Origin of the sequence: Butyrivibrio hungatei (assembly GCF_001858005.1) — a bacterium.
Classification (GTDB): domain Bacteria; phylum Bacillota; class Clostridia; order Lachnospirales; family Lachnospiraceae; genus Butyrivibrio; species Butyrivibrio hungatei.
On the sequence record NZ_CP017831.1, the window covers coordinates 154882 to 175344 of the forward strand.

The 20463-nt window shown below is 41.8% G+C and carries 12 protein-coding genes; all 12 read left to right on the forward strand.

Translation table 11 applies throughout. The features are described from left to right. Positions 1 to 91 precede the first annotated feature (91 nt). Entirely contained in the window at positions 92 to 451 is a 360-nt protein-coding gene (locus tag bhn_RS01165; RefSeq protein WP_071174983.1) for a zinc ribbon domain-containing protein, read from the forward strand. 5 nt (positions 452 to 456) lie between these two features. Further along, the gene (locus bhn_RS01170) at positions 457 to 870 is read left to right on the forward strand and encodes a hypothetical protein (RefSeq protein WP_071174984.1); all 414 of its coding nucleotides are present in this window, start codon (positions 457 to 459) and stop codon (positions 868 to 870) included. A 100-nt stretch (positions 871 to 970) separates the two neighbouring features. Next, complete coding sequence (locus bhn_RS01175) at positions 971 to 2701, forward strand: hypothetical protein (protein ID WP_071174985.1); 1731 nt, start codon at positions 971 to 973, stop codon at positions 2699 to 2701. Positions 2702 to 2719: 18 nt separating this feature from the next. Further along, entirely contained in the window at positions 2720 to 3886 is a 1167-nt protein-coding gene (locus bhn_RS01180) for a hypothetical protein (RefSeq protein WP_071174986.1), read from the forward strand. 32 nt (positions 3887 to 3918) lie between these two features. Next, the gene (locus bhn_RS01185; protein WP_071174987.1) at positions 3919 to 5082 is read left to right on the forward strand and encodes a hypothetical protein; all 1164 of its coding nucleotides are present in this window, start codon (positions 3919 to 3921) and stop codon (positions 5080 to 5082) included. A gap of 293 nt (positions 5083 to 5375) precedes the next feature. Beyond that, positions 5376 to 7145, forward strand: a complete 1770-nt coding sequence (locus tag bhn_RS01190) for an ammonium transporter (RefSeq protein WP_071174988.1) — start codon at positions 5376 to 5378, stop codon at positions 7143 to 7145. A gap of 26 nt (positions 7146 to 7171) precedes the next feature. After that, positions 7172 to 8755, forward strand: a complete 1584-nt coding sequence (gene asnB, locus bhn_RS01195; protein ID WP_071174989.1) for an asparagine synthase B — start codon at positions 7172 to 7174, stop codon at positions 8753 to 8755. A 39-nt stretch (positions 8756 to 8794) separates the two neighbouring features. Beyond that, entirely contained in the window at positions 8795 to 10903 is a 2109-nt protein-coding gene (locus tag bhn_RS01200; RefSeq protein ID WP_071174990.1) for a glutamine synthetase III family protein, read from the forward strand. Positions 10904 to 10933: 30 nt separating this feature from the next. Continuing rightward, complete coding sequence (gltB, locus tag bhn_RS01205) at positions 10934 to 15451, forward strand: glutamate synthase large subunit (protein ID WP_071174991.1); 4518 nt, start codon at positions 10934 to 10936, stop codon at positions 15449 to 15451. A 42-nt stretch (positions 15452 to 15493) separates the two neighbouring features. Beyond that, positions 15494 to 16981: a glutamate synthase subunit beta gene (locus bhn_RS01210; RefSeq protein ID WP_071174992.1), complete on the forward strand. Its 1488-nt coding sequence runs from the start codon at positions 15494 to 15496 to the stop codon at positions 16979 to 16981. Positions 16982 to 17325: 344 nt separating this feature from the next. Continuing rightward, on the forward strand, positions 17326 to 18537 hold the full coding sequence (locus tag bhn_RS01215; RefSeq protein ID WP_071174993.1) for a GGDEF domain-containing protein: 1212 nt from the start codon (positions 17326 to 17328) through the stop codon (positions 18535 to 18537). Next, positions 18534 to 20447 (forward strand): peptide ABC transporter substrate-binding protein, encoded by a 1914-nt coding sequence (locus tag bhn_RS01220; RefSeq protein ID WP_071174994.1) that lies wholly within the window; start codon positions 18534 to 18536, stop codon positions 20445 to 20447. Before bhn_RS01215 ends, bhn_RS01220 begins: the two co-directional genes overlap by 4 nt. Positions 20448 to 20463 lie beyond the last annotated feature (16 nt).

Here is a 20463-nt window from a genome sequence, read left to right on the forward strand (position 1 = left end):
CTGTCAAATAATTGACAAATGTTAACGATAATGTAATAATTTGTAAAGAATGCGCTTATAAAAAATATGTTTTGAAAAGGGGAAAAAAGGGATGAGTTTTTTTGATGAAGTTGGTAAAAAGATTTCTTCCGCTAGTCAGGAAGCAATCGCAAAGACAAAGGACTTTGCTGACGTAGCAAAGCTCAATTCAAACATCTCTGACGAGGAGCACAGAATCACAAACGCTTATACAGAGATTGGAAAGATGTACTATGAGAGTCATCTTGAGAATTTCGAGGAGTGTTATGGAAACCAGTTTTCACTTATCAAGGATTCTATGGCTAAGATCGAAGAGTACAAGCAGAAGATCGTGGACATCAAGGGTGTATCAAAGTGCCCTAAGTGCGGAGCAGAACTTACTAAGGACGATGTATTCTGCACAGCATGTGGAACAAAGGTAAAGGAGAACTGATAGATATGGAAAAGACAAAACTAGGAATATCAGTAGGTCTATTTGGAGCATTAGTTTTTGCAGCAGCTTTATTTGGTGGATATATGTCTTCCATCATTATTTTAGGATATGTACTTCTTTTTGAGGCAAACGAGTGGCTCAAGAAGTCAGCAGTTAAGGCTGTTGCTACATTAGTAGCATTCAGCTTTGTAACAGCAGTTATCGGACTTGTACCAGACGCTATTAACTGGGTGGCAAACGTGATCAACACATTTGGTGGTAATGTCCGTTTTGAGTTCATCAACGATGTATTCTCAGATATCAAGGGAGTTATTTCAATCTTAAAGGACCTTGTATTCCTTGGCCTTATCTACAAGGCACTTAATCAGGGAACAATCAAGCTTCCTGTTGTTGATGACCTTATCAATAAATATATGTAATTTGTTTGATCAACTAAATATATAAGTGCATTGCTGGATTTCCCACCAAGGGGAGTCCAGCATTTTTGTTACATATCATTTTTTAAGGAGAGAGACGCAAATGGTTGGACCTAAAGGTGGCAACAAAAAACTGGTTGGAATCATTGTGGCTATAGTCATCATTGGAGCATTACTTACACCAGACATAGTTAAAATGGCAACTAAAGCACATAAAGAAAGAGCTGCTCAGACAACAGAGCAGAGTAGTGAAAGCAACGAGTCTGCTGCTGCAGCAGAAGCTTCAAATAGCTCAGCATCAAATACCTCACAGGTAGCAGAAAACACAGAAGAGCCAGAGGAAGAAACAGGCCCAGAGCACGTAGAGTATTTTAGCTTACGTGTTGGTAGTGGAATGTATTCTTATACAACTGGCAGCAACGATTTTATCTTCTTTACTGAAGATAACAAGTATTATGCTCCATTTGCCAAGATGCTGCATATAGGTCAGGATCCAATTACATTCACGGATAAGAACGTGACCAGAATAGAGAATGATGAATTCAGAAGCTGTGTCATTACTGCAGATGGCAAGAATTATCTTTTTAACCAGTGGACAGATGATCCTATTATGTTAAATGAAAAGTCTGTGAATGCCTCATGTGTTTACGATGACGCAACATACATGATCCCTACAAGCGCAGATGGAACAGTTGGAGACCTTTACTACATAAATTCTATTTATGAAGAAGAACAGCTCGTTGCCTCTGATGTTGTAGTTGATACAGCAGGTATCAATTTCTACAGCCCAAGCTATGATGACATCAAGTTCCTTTACACCAAGGAAGTTGGCGGCAAAAGAACTCTTATCCTCGCATACACCAAAGAAGAGACAATTCAAAAGGGCGATTTCAAGATCTATGAGACTGAAGTTGCTGAAGGAAACATGATTCCAGTGTTCCTTGATATTTATGACTATGCATATTATGACCAGGATAAAAAAGAGCTCTACTACGTATCTCAGGATCATCAGGATAAGAGCAAGATCGAGACAAAGATGATCTACACAGGAAATATGGATGAGTTCTATGCTTTTGACGACGGCGAACTTTATATCCTTGATGGTGACAATGTGTATGGATTCAATCCTTCATATGAAAAGGCAGAGCCCCTTTTATCAACTGGAATTGCTAAGCTTGAGTATCACGGAAATGTTTCAGCATATGGTTATCACAATGGTCACAGAGTATACGCTTCTGCAACATCATGTCTTTTAACAGACAAAAATGGTGCTACCTACTTCGGAGCTACCAAAGAAAGCGAGCTCACTCAGCCAAATCGCAAGATGGGTGAAGACAAAGCATATTACTATCCATGCGGATGTTACTCAGCAATTCTCTATGTCAAAGATGGCGTGCTCTGGATCGATCAGTACAACGGTGTAAATGAAGAGACTGGTGAACTAAACATTGAAAACTTCATCTTATTTGATAAAGAGAAGGTTGTAGATTTCTGCTCAGATTACGGCGGAGGATTCATGTTTGTATATACAGAAGATGGAAACGTGTACTTCTTAAATGCAGATGAAAAAGAAGTTAAGCTCATAGATTCAGGCGTTGACTATAATCAGGAGAGCGATATCGCAAACTTTGCTTTTGATTATGACAATGAAATGCTTTATTACAGCAAGGACGGAAAATTCTTTAGATACGATATAGAGATGGATTCAGTAAATGACAGCATCTACTATGAAGGTTGGAAAATAAGCAGAGATTGGACGTACGTATACATCACTTCAGATGGCGATAAGACAACCCATCTGTTCTATGGCGGAAGCACCTACGATTGCAACTAAAAGGAAAGAGGATAAATTATGAAAAGAGTATTAGTAAGCTGCCTTATTGCAGCCATGTTTACAGGCCTTGTAGCCTGCGGAAATAACGGAGCCACAACAGATGGTACAAACGGCTCAGAAACAGTTACAACATCAGATTCAGATGCAAATGCAGAAGATCAGGCTGATACAGATAACGGAGAAAAAACTAAGGATAATAAGGGCGGATCTGGATTTGTAGGTCAGTCAAGCGAGCTTAACTACGACAAAATGATCATTGATTACAATGATATTTCAGATGAAGTCAGAAACGGCATGAAGGAATATGGTGAGGCGCAGTTAAAAAAGTTTATTGAGGAAAACTCATCTATTTACGAAAATGTTGGCGATCTTAACTATGAAGGAATCATTTGGCAGGTAAATGATACTCCAGAAGGCGGTAAATCAAGCGATCTGTTCATGTTCTTTTCCACAACTGGAACAAAGCTTGATGAAATTTCCGGAGAAAAAAAGGAAATGGACATCAGCTTCTATGTAGATATGGTTTATATTTGCCCGTTAGATGAAAAGACCTATGGATGCTCAGAAGTATGCATTTATGAAAACAAAAACATAAATGCTGAGTTTGCATATAGCAGATCACAGATGTTGACATATTATTACACAAACATGGTAGATCAAAAGAAAAATGGATATGTAGATGAGGCTTTTGATGGTTTTGAAAGATATGGTGAATATAAAGCAGTAACTAAGGTTGTAGACCTGGAGAAAGCGCCATTTTTCGAGACAATGAAGCAGGTAGGCGCTCAGAACATCGATAAATACATGGCTGAAAATTTTGTAGAAAATATCCACTATACAGAGCCTGAGTATGTTGGTAGCTTCATCAGAAAATATGATAATGAAGATAAAAAAGAACGCACAGAGACCCACATTATTTATAAGCTTGTATTCTCCGATGATGATGGCCTTTGCGAGGCCACAGAACTATATTTTGACGAAGGTTTCGATGATACATGCTTTACTGTGGATGGAGAACTGCTTTATCACAGTAGCTGTGACAAACCATATGGAAATATGTATCTGGGAGATTCAGCATACGAAGTTCGCGCAAGTGACAGCATTGACAAGATATTCAGGCTCTATGACGATGGAGAACTCCATGAAGCTGTAATTGATCTGTCAGAGTCACTTAAGGTTAACTAATTGATTCAAGCAAATAAAAGGGAAGAGAAAAAATGAAAAGAGTATTAGTAAGCTGCCTTATTGCAGCCATGTTTACAGGCCTTGTAGCCTGCGGGGACAATGCATCATCAGAAAACACAACTGGCTCTGAGTCTTCGGTTACAGCAGATTCAGGAGCTGATGTGGAAAGCCAGGCTGATTCTGGTGAAGAAGATAAGGCTAAAGACAATAAAAGTGGGGTTCATTACGATAAAGATGCAAAGATTCCAGGCCTTGACTACCTTGTTAAATCGTACAGTGAGATTCCAGATGAGGTTAAAGAGGAATTTAAGGAAGATAGTCTGAATATTATTCAGCAGTATTTAGAGGAGACAAACAACACATATGAGATAGATGGGGATCTCAAGTATGAAGGATATTATTTCCAGCATGTAGAAAGTAAAACTACTGGAAATTCTAACCAGATACTATATGTGTACACAACAACAGGAAGCAGATGTGAAGTCAATTCTACAGACAAGACAGAGGGAACCTTATGCTTCTATGCAAGATATGGAAATGTTTGTCCTGTTGATGAGCATACCTATGGCTGCGCAGACAAAAAGGGTCTTGAATATTTTGATTATGTTGCCAAATACGAAATAGATGAAGAGAGACTCATGACAAGCATGTTCATCAAGGAAGGAGCGTCTACCACTCCAGGATATACGCAAGAAGCTGGTGATGGAATGGAAAAGTACGGTAACTATACACCGCTTACTAAGGTAGCTGATTTGGAAAAAGATCCATCCTTTGAAGATATGAAAGCAGTAGGTGTAGCTACTATCGATCAGTATATGGAAAATGAGATGGAAGACAATATCAAGTATACAGCGCCAGAGTACTATGGAGCATATATCATGAAACATGACAAAGATGAGGATGTGGGCAAAGTCACTAGTTCATACCTTGTATTTAAATCAGTAATCTCTGATACTGAAGGTCTTATTGATGATACTGAAGTTTTATTTACTATTAGCTTTTCTGGTACATCTTATACAGAAAATGGAGAGCTAACTTATGGCATGGTAAGTTCAGATCCTGTAGGCCAGTCTGAACTTGGCGACTCAGCCTATGTAATAAGAGCTTACGAAAAGGTAGAAGACATGTACCATCTAAGAGAAGCTAGTCAGACATTAGACCGTATAATCGATAGGTCAGAAGTACTTAATTACTAAAATTGAAAAATTGTATACAAAAATGCTTGACATGTGTTTTTTGTTAGATTAAAATTCATACTCATAAAGACAAAGGCGTCTTAGAGATTACTCTCTAAGGCGCTTTCTGCATTTTAGGGTACTACTTCCGCGGAGTATACCTAAAAGTGTATACAAGTATTCTAAATGCAAAATATAATTTCATATTGTCTGATATTTAAGCGATGCAATGGGGCATCATACTACAAAAGCTTGTAGTGTGCCGTTGCATCGCTTTTTGCGTAGAGTCGCAAATAATGGAGAGGAGAAAAAGTATGAGTGAGGAAATCTTAAGTGCTATCGACTCAAGTGTTTTTGGCGTTTGGTTTTTGATTGGTGCTGCTCTTGTATTCTGGATGCAGGCTGGATTTGCAATGTGTGAGGCTGGCTTTACAAGAGCCAAGAATACAGGAAACATCATCATGAAGAACCTCATGGATTTCTGTATTGGAACAGTAGTATTTATTCTTATTGGTTTTGGCCTTCTTCTTGGGGAAGATCTTGCAGGCTTCATCGGAAGACCAGGATTTGATATCTTTACAGATTATGCAAACTTCGACTGGTCAAATTTCGTATTTAACTTAGTCTTCTGTGCTACAACAGCAACAATTGTTTCAGGATCAATGGCTGAGAGAACTAAATTTTTATCATATTGTGTGTACTCGGCAGTTATCTCAGCAATCATTTATCCTATCGAAGCTCACTGGACATGGGGCGGCGGATTCCTTGCACAGATCGGTTTCCACGATTTTGCTGGATCAACATGTATCCACATGGTAGGTGGTATCTCAGCTCTCATCGGTGCAGCAATGCTCGGAGCTCGTATCGGTAAATTTGAAAGAGACAAGGATGGCAAGGTTACAAAAGTTAATGCTTTCCCTGGTCACAATCTTGTAGCAGCAGCTCTTGGTGTATTCATCCTCTGGCTTGGCTGGTACGGCTTTAACGGAGCGGCATGTACATCAATTGAACAGCTCGGCTCAGTATTTGTAACAACAACAATCGCTCCAGCGCTTGCAACAGTAACATGCATGATCTTCACATGGATCAAGTATGGTAAGCCTGATGTTTCAATGTGTCTCAATGCTTCACTTGCAGGTCTTGTTGCTATCACAGCTCCTTGCGATGTTACAGATGCATTCGGCGCTATCGTGATCGGTATCGTAGCTGGTTTACTTGTTTGCTTTGGTGTATGGTTCCTTGATTACAAACTTCATGTTGATGATCCTGTTGGTGCCGTTGCAGTTCACTGCTTAAACGGTATTTGGGGAACAATCGCAGTTGGTCTTTTTGCTACACCTTCTGCTCCTGGATATTCACTTGCTGATTCAGAAGGAAACATTTTAGTAGGTCTTTTCTACGGCGGTGGTTTCAAGCTTCTCGGAATCCAGCTCCTTGGTTTCATCGTAGTTGCAGCTTGGACAGCAGTAACCATCACGATCACATTCTTTGTTATCAAAAAAGTTATAGGGCTTCGTGTTTCAGAAGAGGAAGAGATCCTTGGTCTTGACTCAACAGAACACGGTCTTGCATCAGCATATTCAGGATTTGCCATCATGGATGTTTCAAACACTCTGAATATGTCAGTTAATGAAAATACAGACCTCGGCGTAAGTGATTACGAAGAGGCTTCAGAGATCCAGAAGCACGCTTCAGTGCCTGTAGTTACAGCACCAGTGCATACAGAGTCTGGAATACATAAAGTTGTTATTATCGCTAAGTTGTCCCGCTATGACAAGCTCAGACGTGCTATGAACGAGCTTGGTGTAACCGGAATGACTGTCACTCAAGTTATGGGTTGTGGCGTCCAGAAAGGTTCTGGCGAAATGTATCGTGGAGTCGAGATGGATGCCACTCTCCTTCCTAAAATTAAACTGGAAGTTGTTGTTAGCAAGATTCCGGTTGAAGACGTTATAGAAGCAGCCAAGAAAACTCTTTACACCGGACATATTGGTGACGGCAAGATCTTCGTTTACTCTCTCGACAACGTAGTAAAGATCAGAACCGGTGAGGAAGGTGCTGCAGCCTTAGCAGATGTAGAGTAAAAAATACTAAAACAGGAGGAAACGGTATGTGCGCAATACTTACATACGCAAGAGAATCGGTCCGAGAAGAATTCTTTGAAGAAATGCTTTCCAGGACTGTATCCCGCGGACCAGACATGTCCAGGATACAAAAAGTCGAAGGCGGATGGATGGGCTTTAATCGCCTTTCCATCATGGGCCTTAATGAATCAGGAATGCAGCCATTTAATTATGGAAAGAACACCGTCATTTGTAACGGCGAGCTTTATGGCTTCAAAGATCTTCGAAATTACCTTGTTTCTCTCGGATACAGTTTCAAAAGCGACAGCGATTGCGAGATACTGCTTCCTCTGTATGAAAAACTTGGAACAAAAATGTTCAGTCTTCTCGATGCGGAATTTGCCTGCGTTATCTATGACGGGGAGAAAAAGAAATTCGTAGCAGCCAGGGATCCAATAGGAATCAGACCTCTCTACTACGGATATGACAGCGAAGGCTATATAGTTTTTGCATCAGAACCAAAGAACCTGGTGGAAGTTACAGACAAGATCATGCCTTTCCCTCCAGGACATTATTACGAAGATGGTGAGTTTGTCTGCTACAAGGATATGACCGAGGTAAAAGAGGTATCGGTAGATGACCTTGAGACTATAACAGATAAGATTCACGACAAGCTATTAAACGGTATCAAGAAAAGACTTGATGCAGATGCGCCAGTTGGATTTCTTTTATCTGGCGGACTTGATTCATCTTTAGTCTGCGGCGTAGCAGCAAGCCTTTCAGACAAGCCACTTGAAACCTTTGCTATTGGAATGGATATCGACGCTATTGATCTTAAGTATGCAAGAGAAGTAGCAGAGTACATTCATAGCAACCACCACGAAGTGATCATAACCAAAGAAGATGTCATAAACGCCATAGAGCCAGTGATACACGCCCTTGGAACCTACGACATCACAACTATCAGAGCATCCATTGGAATGTATCTTCTCTGCAAGTGGATCCATGAGAACACAGACATCAAGGTAGTTCTCACCGGTGAGATCTCAGACGAGCTCTTTGGTTATAAATACACAGACTTTGCACCAAGTGCCCAAGCTTTCCAGGAGGAGGCTCAAAAGAGAATCCGCGAAATCCACATGTATGACGTTTTAAGAGCGGACAGATGTATCAGCGTAAACTCTCTCGAAGCAAGAGTTCCTTTCGGAGATCTGGATTTTGTGAACTATGTAATGAGTATAGATCCAGAGAAAAAGTTAAACACCTACGGAATTGGAAAGTTCCTTCTCCGCAAGGCTTTTGAAAAGGATCAGTTCATTCCACACTCAATCCTCATGAGAGAAAAAGCAGCTTTCTCAGATGCGGTGGGACATTCCCTCAGAGATGACCTCATGGACTACGCAGATGCCAAGTACACTTACGCAGAGTATGAGACCTTGAGAAAGAAATACACACATGCAAAGCCATTTACAAAGGAATCACTTCTATATAGAGAAACCTTTGAAAAATATTATCCAGGTCAGTCGGATATGGTAATAGATTTCTGGATGCCCAATAAGAGCTGGAAGGGATGCAATGTTAACGATCCTTCCGCAAGAGTTCTTTCAAATTATGGGGCGTCTGGTGAGTAATAATTCAGTAAATTTTTAACCCATTAAGGAGGAGAAAAAATGATAGAAGCAAGCAAACTTACAGAGGAATTCGGATGCCTCGTATTTAACGACAGAATCATGAGGGAGCGCCTTCCAAAAGATATTTACAAGGCAGTAAAAAAGACAATTGAGAAAGGTTCACACCTTGAACTTGACGTAGCTAACTGCGTTGCAGCAACCATGAAAGAATGGGCTGTAGAAAATGGTGCTACACACTTTACACATTGGTTCCAGCCAATGACAGGCCTCACAGCTGAGAAGCATGACAGTTTCATTTCACCTACAGATGATGGCGGAGTTATCATGGAGTTTTCAGGAAAAGAGCTCGTAAAGGGCGAACCTGATGCATCAAGCTTCCCATCAGGCGGACTTCGTGCAACCTTCGAAGCAAGAGGTTATACAGCATGGGATCCTTCATCACCAGCATTCATCAAAGACGGATCACTTTATATTCCAACAGCATTCTGCTCATATGGCGGAGAAGCACTTGATAAAAAGACACCTCTCTTGAGATCGATGGAGGCTCTTTCAACTGAGGCTGTTAAGCTCCTTCACCACCTTGGATACAAGGATGTTACAAGAGTAAGCACAACAATCGGTTCAGAGCAGGAATATTTCCTCATTGACAAAGATTACTATAAAGCAAGAAAAGACCTTCTTTTCACAGGAAGAACTCTTCTTGGAGCACCAGCAACAAAGGGTCAGGAAATGGAAGATCACTACTTTGGTGTTATCAAGCCAAAGGTTTCAGCATACATGCATGATCTTGATGAAGAACTTTGGAAGCTCGGTATTCCAGCAAAGACCAAGCACAACGAAGTTGCTCCATCACAGCATGAGCTCGCTCCAGTATTTGAGACAGCAAACATCGCAGTAGATCACAACCAGCTCACAATGGAAGTCATGAAAAAAGTTGCTGACAAGCACAACTTTGCTTGCCTCCTTCACGAGAAGCCATTCGAAGGAATCAATGGTTCTGGTAAGCACAACAACTGGTCAGTTTGCACAGATACAGGAATGAATCTCTTAGATCCAGGCAAGAACCCTGGCGAGAACATCCCATTCCTCGTATTCCTTATGGCAGTTATTGCAGCAGTAGATGAGTATGCACCAATCCTCAGACTCTCAGTAGCATCTGCTGGTAACGATCATAGACTTGGCGGCAACGAGGCACCTCCAGCAATCATCTCAATCTTCGTTGGTGATGAGCTGGCAGAAGTTCTTAAGGGTGTAGAGGCTGGCTCAGCATATCAGAGTACTGGTAAAGTTCAGATGACAATGGGAGCTACAGTACTTCCACACTTCACTAAGGACAACACAGATAGAAACAGAACATCACCATTTGCCTTCACAGGTAATAAGTTCGAGTTCCGTATGCCTGGTTCAGCAGTATCAGTAGCAAACGCAAACATCGTTCTCAACACAGCAGTTGCAGAAGAAGTTTCAAAGCTCTATGAGAAGCTCAAGGGCTACAGCGGATCAGAGCTCAAAGAGAAGGTTATGGAAGTTCTGAAAGAGACACTCCTTGAGCACAAGAGAGTACTCTTTAATGGAAACGGATATACAGATGAGTGGGTTGAAGAAGCTGAAAAGAGAGGCCTTCCAAACCTCAAGTCTCTTCCAGATGCAATGCCGTTCTGGATCTCAGACGAGTCAATCGCTCTCTTCACAAAGCACGGAATCTTCACAAAGGAAGAGATTCAGTCAAGATATGAGATCCTCCTTGAGAACTACTCAAAGTCAATCCATATCGAAGCTCTCACAATGCAGGAGATGGTACGCAAAGACCTTACAGAAGGCATCGTAGCTTATGAGAAGGATCTTGTAAAAGAAGCATCACAGAAGAAAGCACTTCTTGGCGACGGCGCTGGTTCACTTGAGATCGGTATCCTTAAGTCTCTCGACGAAGCAAGCGTAGAGATTGGCAAAGCTCTCGCTAAACTCGCTGAAGATACCAAGACTGCAGAAGGTAAGACCGAGGCCCTCGACACAGCAGAGTTCTATCAGAGAACAGTCCTTGCAGACATGGACGAACTCAGAAAGTACGCAGACAAAGCTGAAGCCCTCATCCCAGAGAAATACCTCTCATACCCAACATACGGTCAGATGCTTTTCTCTCTAAGATAAAAAGCAATAGATACAGGAAGGAAGCCCAAAATGGAAACATGGTTCAATGAAAAAGATGCCTGCGGTATAGGTGCGGTCATAAATATAAACGGCAAACCTGATAATAAAGTTCTTGACGATGCTCTTTCCATTGTTGAGAAACTAGAGCATCGCGCAGGTAAAGATGCAACAGGTAAAGTCGGAGACGGTGTAGGAATCCTTGTTCAGATTTCTCACAAATTCTTTTCAAAAGAAGCAGCCAAAAACGGCATCAAATTAAAGAAAGCCGGTGACTACGGCATTGGTATGTTCTTTTTTCCACAGGATGACATGAAGCGCATGTTTGCAAAAAGAATGCTTGAAGTCATTGCAGAAAAAGAAGGTCTTAAAGTACTGGGATGGAGAGATGTAGAGACGCATCCCGAGATCCTTGGTGAAGTGGCTGTTAATTGCATGCCACATATCAGTCAGTGCTTCATTGAAAGACCTGCTGACGTAGAAAAAGGAATCGACTTTGATAGACGTCTCTACTGCCTTAGAAGAGAGTACGAGAAGTCATCAGAAGATACATATATTTGCTCTTTTTCATCCAGAACCATCGTTTACAAGGGCATGTTCTTAGTAGGACAGTTACGTAATTTCTATGAGGATCTTCTTTCACCAGATTATGTAACTGCTATTGCCATGGTTCATAGCCGCTTCTCTACTAATACAACACCTTCGTGGCAGCGTGCTCATCCATATCGTATGATCGCCCACAACGGTGAGATCAACACTATCCGTGGTAACAGCGATAGAATGCTTGCCAGAGAAGAGACCATGTCGTCAGACATTTTGGGTGACGACCTGGGTAAGGTTTATCCCGTTATCGCATCATCAGGCTCAGATTCAGCGATGCTCGATAACACCCTGGAGTTTCTATACATGAACGGAATGGATCTTCCGCTTGCAATGATGCTCACTATCCCGGAGCCCTGGAAGCACAACGACTTCATGGATCAGAGCAGAAAAGATTTTTACCATTACTATGCAACAATGATGGAGCCATGGGATGGCCCTGCGGCAGTTCTTTTCACAGATGGAGAACTCTTTGGTGCTACCCTTGATAGAAATGGACTGCGTCCATCAAGATATTACGTTACCAAGGATGGCAGGCTTATCCTGTCGTCAGAAGTTGGCGTTCTTGATATTCCAGAAGAGATCATTGAAAAGAAATCACGTCTTTCACCAGGTCACATGCTCCTTGTAAACACCAAGGAAGGACGCATCATCTCAGATGAAGAGTGCAAGGAAAAGTATGCCAAGTCAAAGCCTTATGGTGAGTGGCTCGACAGATACCTGCTACATCTTCATAAACTCAGTATTCCAAATAAAAAGATCCCAACACATACTCAGGAAATGCGCGACAAACTCTACAAAGTTTTTGGCTACTCCTACGAGGATGTGAAGACTCAGATCATGCCTATGGCTACAACTGGTATCGAGCCTACAGTATCCATGGGAACTGACGTGCCACTGGCTATGCTCTCTCAGCATCATCAGCCACTTTTCTGCTATTTCAAGCAGCTCTTTGCACAGGTTACAAATCCGCCTATAGACTCACTTCGAGAGAAGGTTGTAACAGATACAACTGTTTACATCGGTTCTGATGGAAATCTTTTGAAGGAAAAAAGCGATAACTGTAAGGTTCTTGAAGTAAACAGCCCAATCCTTACTGGCGTTGATCTCATGAAGATTGAAAATCTTGATCAGCCAGGCTTCAAGGTTCAGAAGATATCTCTTTTGTACTACAAGAATACTCCTGTTGAAAGAGCCTTAGAGCAGCTGGATGTTTCTGTAGACAGAGCAGTTGCCGATGGAGTGAACATCATAATCCTCTCAGACAGGGGAGTAGATGAGAACCATATGCCTATTCCTTCACTTCTTGCTGTATCTTCTGTGGAGCAGCATCTTGTAAGGACCAAGCAGCGCACGGCAGTATCACTCATTCTTGAAAGTGGTGAGCCAAGAGACGTTCATCAGATCGCTACACTTCTTGGTTTTGGTGCGCGAGCTATCCACCCTTACCTGGCGCAGGAGTGCATTGCAGAGCTCATCGATATCGGAATACTTGATAAAGACTACCACACTGCTATTGCAGATTATAATAAAGCTCTTCTTGGTGGCGTTGTTAAGATTGCAGCCAAGATGGGTATTTCAACCCTTCAGTCCTACCAGTCAGCAAGGATATTTGAGGCAATCGGTCTGTCAAAAGAGCTTGTGGACAAGTACTTTACAGGAACCACCAGCAGGGTAGGCGGTATCGGAATAACCGAGATTGGAGAGGATGTAGAGTTTAGACATAATCAGGCCTTTGATCCACTTGGTCTTTCTACTGATTCAACTCTTGATTCCTTTGGCTTCCACAATTTAAGAAGTGGTGATGACAAGGAAGACCATATGTATAATCCAAAGACCATCGTAACTCTCCAGAGAGCAGTCAGAGAGGGCGACTACGAGAGATTCAAGGAATATACACAGATGGTGGATGACGAGGACAGACCTCATACACTCAGAGCTCTTTTGTCCTTTGTACCAGCCAAAAAGCCGGTACCACTTGAGGAAGTTGAGAGGGAAGAGGAGATCGTAAAGCGCTTCCAGACAGGTGCCATGTCCTATGGATCTCTTTCTCAGGAGGCCCATGAGACCCTTGCTATTGCCATGAACAGACTTGGAGGCAAGTCCAACACTGGTGAAGGCGGCGAGGACAAAGCACGATTTGGAACTGAGAGAAACAGTGCAGTTAAGCAGGTTGCTTCAGGTAGATTTGGCGTTAGCAGTCAGTACCTCTTAAGTGCAAAGGAAATACAGATCAAGATGGCGCAGGGTGCTAAGCCTGGTGAAGGTGGACATCTTCCTGGCAAGAAGGTATACCCTTGGGTTGCAGCAACAAGATTCTCAACTCCAGGTGTAGCCCTGATTTCGCCACCTCCTCATCATGATATCTATTCAATTGAAGATCTTGCACAGCTCATTTACGATCTCAAAAACGCCAATGACAAGGCAAGGATCTCAGTTAAATTGGTTTCAGAAGCAGGAGTTGGAACTATAGCTTCTGGTGTAGCCAAGGCAGGAGCACAGGTAATCCTTGTGTCAGGCTATGACGGAGGAACAGGCGCTGCTCCTTCATCCTCAGTTCATCACGCAGGACTTCCATGGGAACTTGGTGTAAGCGAAGCTCATCAGTCTCTTTTGGATAATGGTCTTAGAAGTCGCGTTGTTCTGGAGACAGATGGTAAGCTCATGACAGGTAGAGACGTTGCCATTGCAGCGCTCCTTGGTGCTGAGGAATTTGGCTTTGCAACAGCTCCACTGGTAACTATGGGCTGCATGATGATGAGAGTATGTTCCAAGGATACATGCCCGTTTGGTATCGCAACTCAGAACGAGGAGCTCAGAAAGAGATTTAAAGGTAAGCCAGAACACGTAATGAACTTCATGCTCTTCGTAGCAAGACAGCTTCGTGAGATCATGAGCGAGCTTGGATTTAGAACTGTAGAAGAGATGGTAGGTCATACAGACAGACTTCAGATGAGAAGCTATGATGAAGCATCTGCAAGTGTAAGCCAGAGAAAGAACGCAGCAGATCTTAAAAGGATCCTTGATTCAAGATATGCAGGGGCAACAAATAATCATTTTGATCCAAAGGATATTTATAATTTTGAGCTTGAAAAGACCCTTGATTCAAGAGTGCTCATTCCTGAATACGAAAAGAGCAAAAAGAATCTTGGTAACAAACAAATCAGAATGAAGGTTGATATTTCAAGCACTGACAGAAGCTTTGGTACCCTTCTTGGCAGCAGAGTAACTGCAGACTATGAAAATAAGCTTTCAGATGATTCAATCCTTGTGGAGGCCAACGGCGGCGGTGGTCAGTCCTTTGGTGCATTCCTTCCAAAGGGCGTAACTTTAAAGCTCTACGGCGATGCAAATGATGGCTTTGGAAAAGGACTTTCAGGAGGCAAGGTAATCGTAAGACCGTCTGACAAGGCTACTTATAGGGCACATGACAATATCATAATCGGTAATGTGGCTTTATATGGTGCTACAGCCGGAAAAGCATATGTGTGCGGTGTTGCAGGCGAAAGATTCTGTGTTAGAAACTCAGGTGCTGTTGCAGTGGCAGAAGGCTGCGGTGACCACGGCCTTGAATACATGACTGGTGGACGAGCTGTAATCCTTGGTATGACAGGCAAGAACTTTGCTGCCGGCATGAGCGGAGGTATAGCCTATGTCCTTGATAGAGAGCATACTCTCTACCTTAGAATGAACAAGGATATGGCTTCACTCTATGAAGTGACTGAGAAGTATGATATAGCAGAACTTCGAAGCATTATCGAAGACTATGTAAAAGAAACAGATTCAGAATTTGGCAAAGAGATCCTGAATGATTTTGAAAATTTCATTCCTGATTTCAAGAAGATCGTTCCAAATGATTATCAGAAGATGCTTACGGCCATAGGAAAGTATGAGGAACAGGGCATTGATCACGATCACGCTGTCCTTGAAGCATTCAAAGAACTTACATGATAAACGTAAACATTCATCTGAGAATTAGATAGGAGATTGAAAATGGGAAAAGAAACAGGATTTCTTGAGTATACAAGAACAAATAATAAAGATGTACCACCAGAGGAGAGGATTCTCAACTTTGAGGAATTCCATACACCTCTTGATACAGAATCACGCAGAAAGCAGGCAGCAAGATGCATGAACTGCGGTGTTCCATTCTGCCAGTCAGCTATGAATCTTGGGGGCATGGTAACAGGTTGCCCTCTTCATAACCTGATTCCTGAGTGGAACGATGAGATCTATAAAGGCCATGAGAAGCACGCTTTTGACAGACTTCACAAAACCAGTAACTTTCCTGAGTTTACAGGAAGGGTGTGCCCGGCTCTTTGTGAGAAAGCCTGCATGTGCGGACAAAATGGCGATGCAGTAACGGTTCATGACAACGAGCTGTATCTGGTAGAGACAGCCTTTGCAAAGGGTTATATCAAACCTTTGATACCAACTATCAGAAGCGGCAAAAAAGTTGCTGTCATAGGAGCAGGACCTTCAGGACTTGCAGTAGCAGATGACTTAAATCACAGAGGACATTACGTAGAAGTTTTTGAAAGAGAAGATGAAGTCGGCGGTCTTCTCATGTATGGAATTCCAAATATGAAGCTTGATAAGAGCGTTATAAAGCGCAGAAGAAAACTCATGGAAGCAGAAGGAGTATTATTCCATACTGGTGCGAACATCACCAAGGAAGAGACCACAGCTCTTTTGAGCAAATTTGACGCAGTAGTGCTATGCTGCGGTGCCAAGAAGGCAAGACCACTTCCGGTGGCAGATCCAGATAGTATAAAGGGCGTATATTACGCAGTAGATTTCCTTACAAAGACTACAAAAGCTCTTATGAAGGCAGAGGATAGAACAGTAGAAGCTCTTAAGGAAGAAGGCGGATATATAGATGCAGCAGGCAAAAACGTCGTCATCGTCGGTGGTGGTGATACTGGTAACGACTGTATCGGAACTGTCATCAGAATGGGAGCAAAGTCAGTTACAGCCCTTGAGATGATGCCAAAGCCTCCTGTAGAAAGAGCAGCAAATAATCCATGGCCTGAGTGGCCAAAGGTCTTAAAGACAGATTATGGCCATGAAGAGGCTATCCACGTATTTGGATCTGACCCAAGAGTTTATGAGACCACTGTAAAGAGCGTAACTACTGACAAGAAGGGTAATATCAAGCAGATCGAGACAGTGAAAGTAGGATTTAAGGGTGGAAAACTTGTTCAGATAGCAGGAACAGAAAAGACTCTTAAATGCGATATTCTCCTTATTGCAGCAGGATTTATTGGCTGTGAAGACTATTCAGCAGAAGCTTTTTCTCTTAAGACCAGTCAGAGAGGAACTGTTGTGACTGAAATAGACAGTTATCATATTCCAAATACCAAGATATTCAGTGCAGGAGATATGCATAGAGGTCAGTCCCTTGTTGTATGGGCAATTGCAGAGGGTAAAGCCTGTGCAAAAGAGGTTGATGAGTACCTTATGGGTTATACAAATTTATAAAAACGTGAAAAAGAGTGCTTCTCGGAAAGAGGAGCACTCTTTAGTTTAATGAACTGTTTACTATAATTTAATAAAGTGAATTAACGCAATATGGTATATTAATATAAGCAACAGTTGTTTTTTCGTATCCGGAGAGCACATATATGTGGAAACGTGCACAGGAGCGATTCCGTACGCGAAGTCTAGTTGCGACCATAGTACTTATGGCTGCGATATTCATTGCTTCCATTATTTATGTTTTTTATGTGCGGGATTACACCAGGCAGCAAAGCTACATAAAGCTTCAGCAAGCCACCGAGGAAACCGTTGAGTCCATCGAGGGTCAGTTTCGTGCGGACCGAAATATGTTGCGTCTTATCTCAAGGATCATCTCAGAGACTGATGTATCTCTTCGATCTGTCAGTATTTCCAAGTACATGAATATATATGATGTTAATGCTGGTGTATCTGATGTTGCTATTCTTATGCGGGATAACATGGCTGTAAGAGTAAGTGGAGCAGATACGGATACTACTGGCATTTTAAATTTCAATGAAGTAAAAGAAAAAGGCGAGCATCTGTCGACTCTTCAAAAGGATCTTGATAACGATGAGGAGCTTGATATCAGAAATTTTGTACCTATTCGAAAAGAAGGAAAGACCATTGCATTTATTTACGGTACAACTACGCCGGAATCTATTCTAAGCGCATGGACCCCGGATATTTATGATGGACATGCCATAGTATCCATAATAGAAAGAGACACGGGGCTGTTCCTGGCTGATGGCCTTGGAAGAACCAATACAATTTTGCAGGAATCTGATTTTACAGTGGCGCAGATCACTACAAATGAAAGCATTGTTGACTCAGTAAAAAATGGGAGAAGAGGCTTTGCCATACTTAAGTCTCCAAGCGGAGAGGCATATTATGTATGTTTTCTTCCTATGAATATTGCCAACTGGGAGCTTTCTGTGAGCGTTCCGGAAAAAGATCTCTATGCGACAGTAAGGCCTATGTACAGATCTCTTTATATATTCCTGATCGTAATGACACTGGCGCTGGTTGTATATTTCCTGTATGTCATCCACATTACAACAGGTTCTCTTATTGGTATCGAGAGAAGAGCCAATATGGATGCTCTTACCGGACTTCAGAATCGTAATAGATATGAATATTTCTGTCAGCATCTTCAGCAGGGAACAGAAGGAATTGCCTGCATCTATTTTGATGTTAATGGTCTTCATGAAGTCAACAATACTCAAGGCCATCTGGCAGGTGACAATATGCTCAAGACCATAGCATCCATTATCTGTAATGAATTTGGCGATTCCAATACTTACAGGATAGGCGGCGATGAATTTGTGGCCTTTAGATATGAGCGAGATGAGCAGGCTGTCAGAAAGGATCTTGATAGGGTGTTAAAAGAGGTAGAGTCAAACGGATACCATGTGGCAAGTGGTCTTGCAATGGCGACACCTGACAAAAAGCTCTTGACTGTTATCAAGAAGGCTGAAGAAGAAATGTATGAAAATAAAGCCAAGTACTATGAATCCATAGGAAAGGAGATGCGAGGATGATGAAGAAAAGTTTAAAAGCATCCGCTCTCTTTATGGTGATGGTGCTTCTTTTAACAGGTTGTTATGCTAAGCTCCCTGATATCGAAAATCATACGCTTGATGATGCGTACCGAAGTGATGCTGTTGTATATAATACCCTGTACGCTTCAGAAGTTACTAATCTTAATTACCTGGTTACAAGCTCTCCGGTAGACACTGTCATCACAGCTAATGTAATTGACGCACTTGTTGACTATGATAATGAGGGCAATATAGTTCCGGGACTTGCAGAGAGTTGGGAATGTACAGAGGATATGTGTACGTGGGTATTCCATTTGAGGAATGGAATCAAATGGGTTGACTATGAAGGAAATGTCTATGGCGAAGTTGTGGCAGATGATTGGGTTGCTGCTGCAGAGTATGTGAACAATGCAGCCAATGAGACAGACTGTCAATATATGTATTGCACCGGATCTGTTGTGAAGGGAGCACAGGAGTATTATGACTATACCAGATCTCTTCTGCATCCGGAAGAATATGATGTGAAACCCAAAAAGGTAGAGCCTTCAGATATAGGAGTAATGGCTTATGATGATAAGACTCTTATCTATAAGCTTGATAAACCTTGTCCATTTTTCTTGAGTGTTCTTTCCTATACTTCTTATCTACCTGTTAGCAGGAAATATCTCAAATCATCTGGAACAATGTTCGGAAAAGACTATAAGAATGTCTTGTACAATGGTGCATATATACTCCACTATTTTCAGCCTTTGGAAAAACAGATATTGGTTAAGAATCCGAATTACTGGGATAGAGACAAGGTGTATATAGATAGAGTAGAAAATGTCTATGATTCAGAAGCGGCTACTATCGGAGTTGAAAGATATGAAGAAGGGCTTATAGATAAGGCTGTTGTAAGTGCAGACAAGCTAGAGCGATATCTTTCGATGAGATTTCATTCAGATGAGATCCATGGTACAATTCCAGATTGTTCTTATTCATATTTTTACGTTTTTAATTTTGCACCAAGTTATAACGAAGAGAATGAACCGGAAAACTGGCGCAAAGCCGTGGTAAATGAGAACTTTAGAAAAGCTATCATGTGCTCTATAGATAGAGAGGAGGCCCTATCTGTTTATGAGCCATATGATCCAGGAAAACTGGTGAATAATACGGTTACCCCACCAGGAGCTATCAGTATAGATGGAAAAGATTATACTAAGTTCGGTAAGTTAAGCTATTATTCCGGAAGAGATAGTTACAACAAAAATGATGCCAGGATCTATAGAGATCTTGCTAAGAGGCAGCTAAAGGAAGCAGGAGTTACATTCCCTATTAAGATCCTAATGCCTTATAATCCGTCTGTTGTGGGCTGGAAGCAGGAAGTATTTACGATAAAAAAACAGCTTGAACACTCACTTGGTACAGATTTTATAGAAGTTGTGGTAGAAGCTGGAAGTGATACGGGATTTTTGAATGCAGTTCAAAGAAGTGGAAAGTTTTCATTTATGAAATGCCGATGGGGAGCCGATTATGAAGATCCCCAAACCTGGACAGAGCCTTTTGAAGAGGAAGATGATTATTCATTCTGGCATCAGTGCGAGGATGAAAAAGTCAAAGAAGTCTGTGAGATATGGGAGAAGCAAAAGGACAATGCATCAGAGATAACGGATAATGAAAATCTAAGATTTGAAGCCTTTGCTGAGGCAGAGCGTCTTATTCTTGATCACGCCATTGTTGTTCCATTTTCCATAATGATCGGTGATGGCTATGTTATGGACAAGATAAATGAATTTGAGAGAGAGTATTCATCTTATGGAATGGCTAAACAAAGATATAAGGGATGCCATTTATATGAGGATTCCATGGACATGGAAGAATACCAAAAAGCCTATAAAGAATGGGCACATATTGAAGATGAAGAAGAATAAAAGCTGGTCCCTTACA

Excerpts from the sequence above, each read along its gene's own strand:
- bhn_RS01165 (WP_071174983.1), top strand. The coding sequence starts at position 92 with ATGAGTTTTTTTGATGAAGTTGGTAAAAAGATTTCTTCCGCTAGTCAG.
- bhn_RS01170 (WP_071174984.1), top strand. The coding sequence starts at position 457 with ATGGAAAAGACAAAACTAGGAATATCAGTAGGTCTATTTGGAGCATTA.
- bhn_RS01175 (WP_071174985.1), top strand. The coding sequence starts at position 971 with ATGGTTGGACCTAAAGGTGGCAACAAAAAACTGGTTGGAATCATTGTG.
- bhn_RS01180 (WP_071174986.1), top strand. The coding sequence starts at position 2,720 with ATGAAAAGAGTATTAGTAAGCTGCCTTATTGCAGCCATGTTTACAGGC.
- bhn_RS01185 (WP_071174987.1), top strand. The coding sequence starts at position 3,919 with ATGAAAAGAGTATTAGTAAGCTGCCTTATTGCAGCCATGTTTACAGGC.
- bhn_RS01190 (WP_071174988.1), top strand. The coding sequence starts at position 5,376 with ATGAGTGAGGAAATCTTAAGTGCTATCGACTCAAGTGTTTTTGGCGTT.
- asnB (WP_071174989.1), top strand. The coding sequence starts at position 7,172 with ATGTGCGCAATACTTACATACGCAAGAGAATCGGTCCGAGAAGAATTC.
- bhn_RS01200 (WP_071174990.1), top strand. The coding sequence starts at position 8,795 with ATGATAGAAGCAAGCAAACTTACAGAGGAATTCGGATGCCTCGTATTT.
- gltB (WP_071174991.1), top strand. The coding sequence starts at position 10,934 with ATGGAAACATGGTTCAATGAAAAAGATGCCTGCGGTATAGGTGCGGTC.
- bhn_RS01210 (WP_071174992.1), top strand. The coding sequence starts at position 15,494 with ATGGGAAAAGAAACAGGATTTCTTGAGTATACAAGAACAAATAATAAA.
- bhn_RS01215 (WP_071174993.1), top strand. The coding sequence starts at position 17,326 with ATGTTGCGTCTTATCTCAAGGATCATCTCAGAGACTGATGTATCTCTT.
- bhn_RS01220 (WP_071174994.1), top strand. The coding sequence starts at position 18,534 with ATGATGAAGAAAAGTTTAAAAGCATCCGCTCTCTTTATGGTGATGGTG.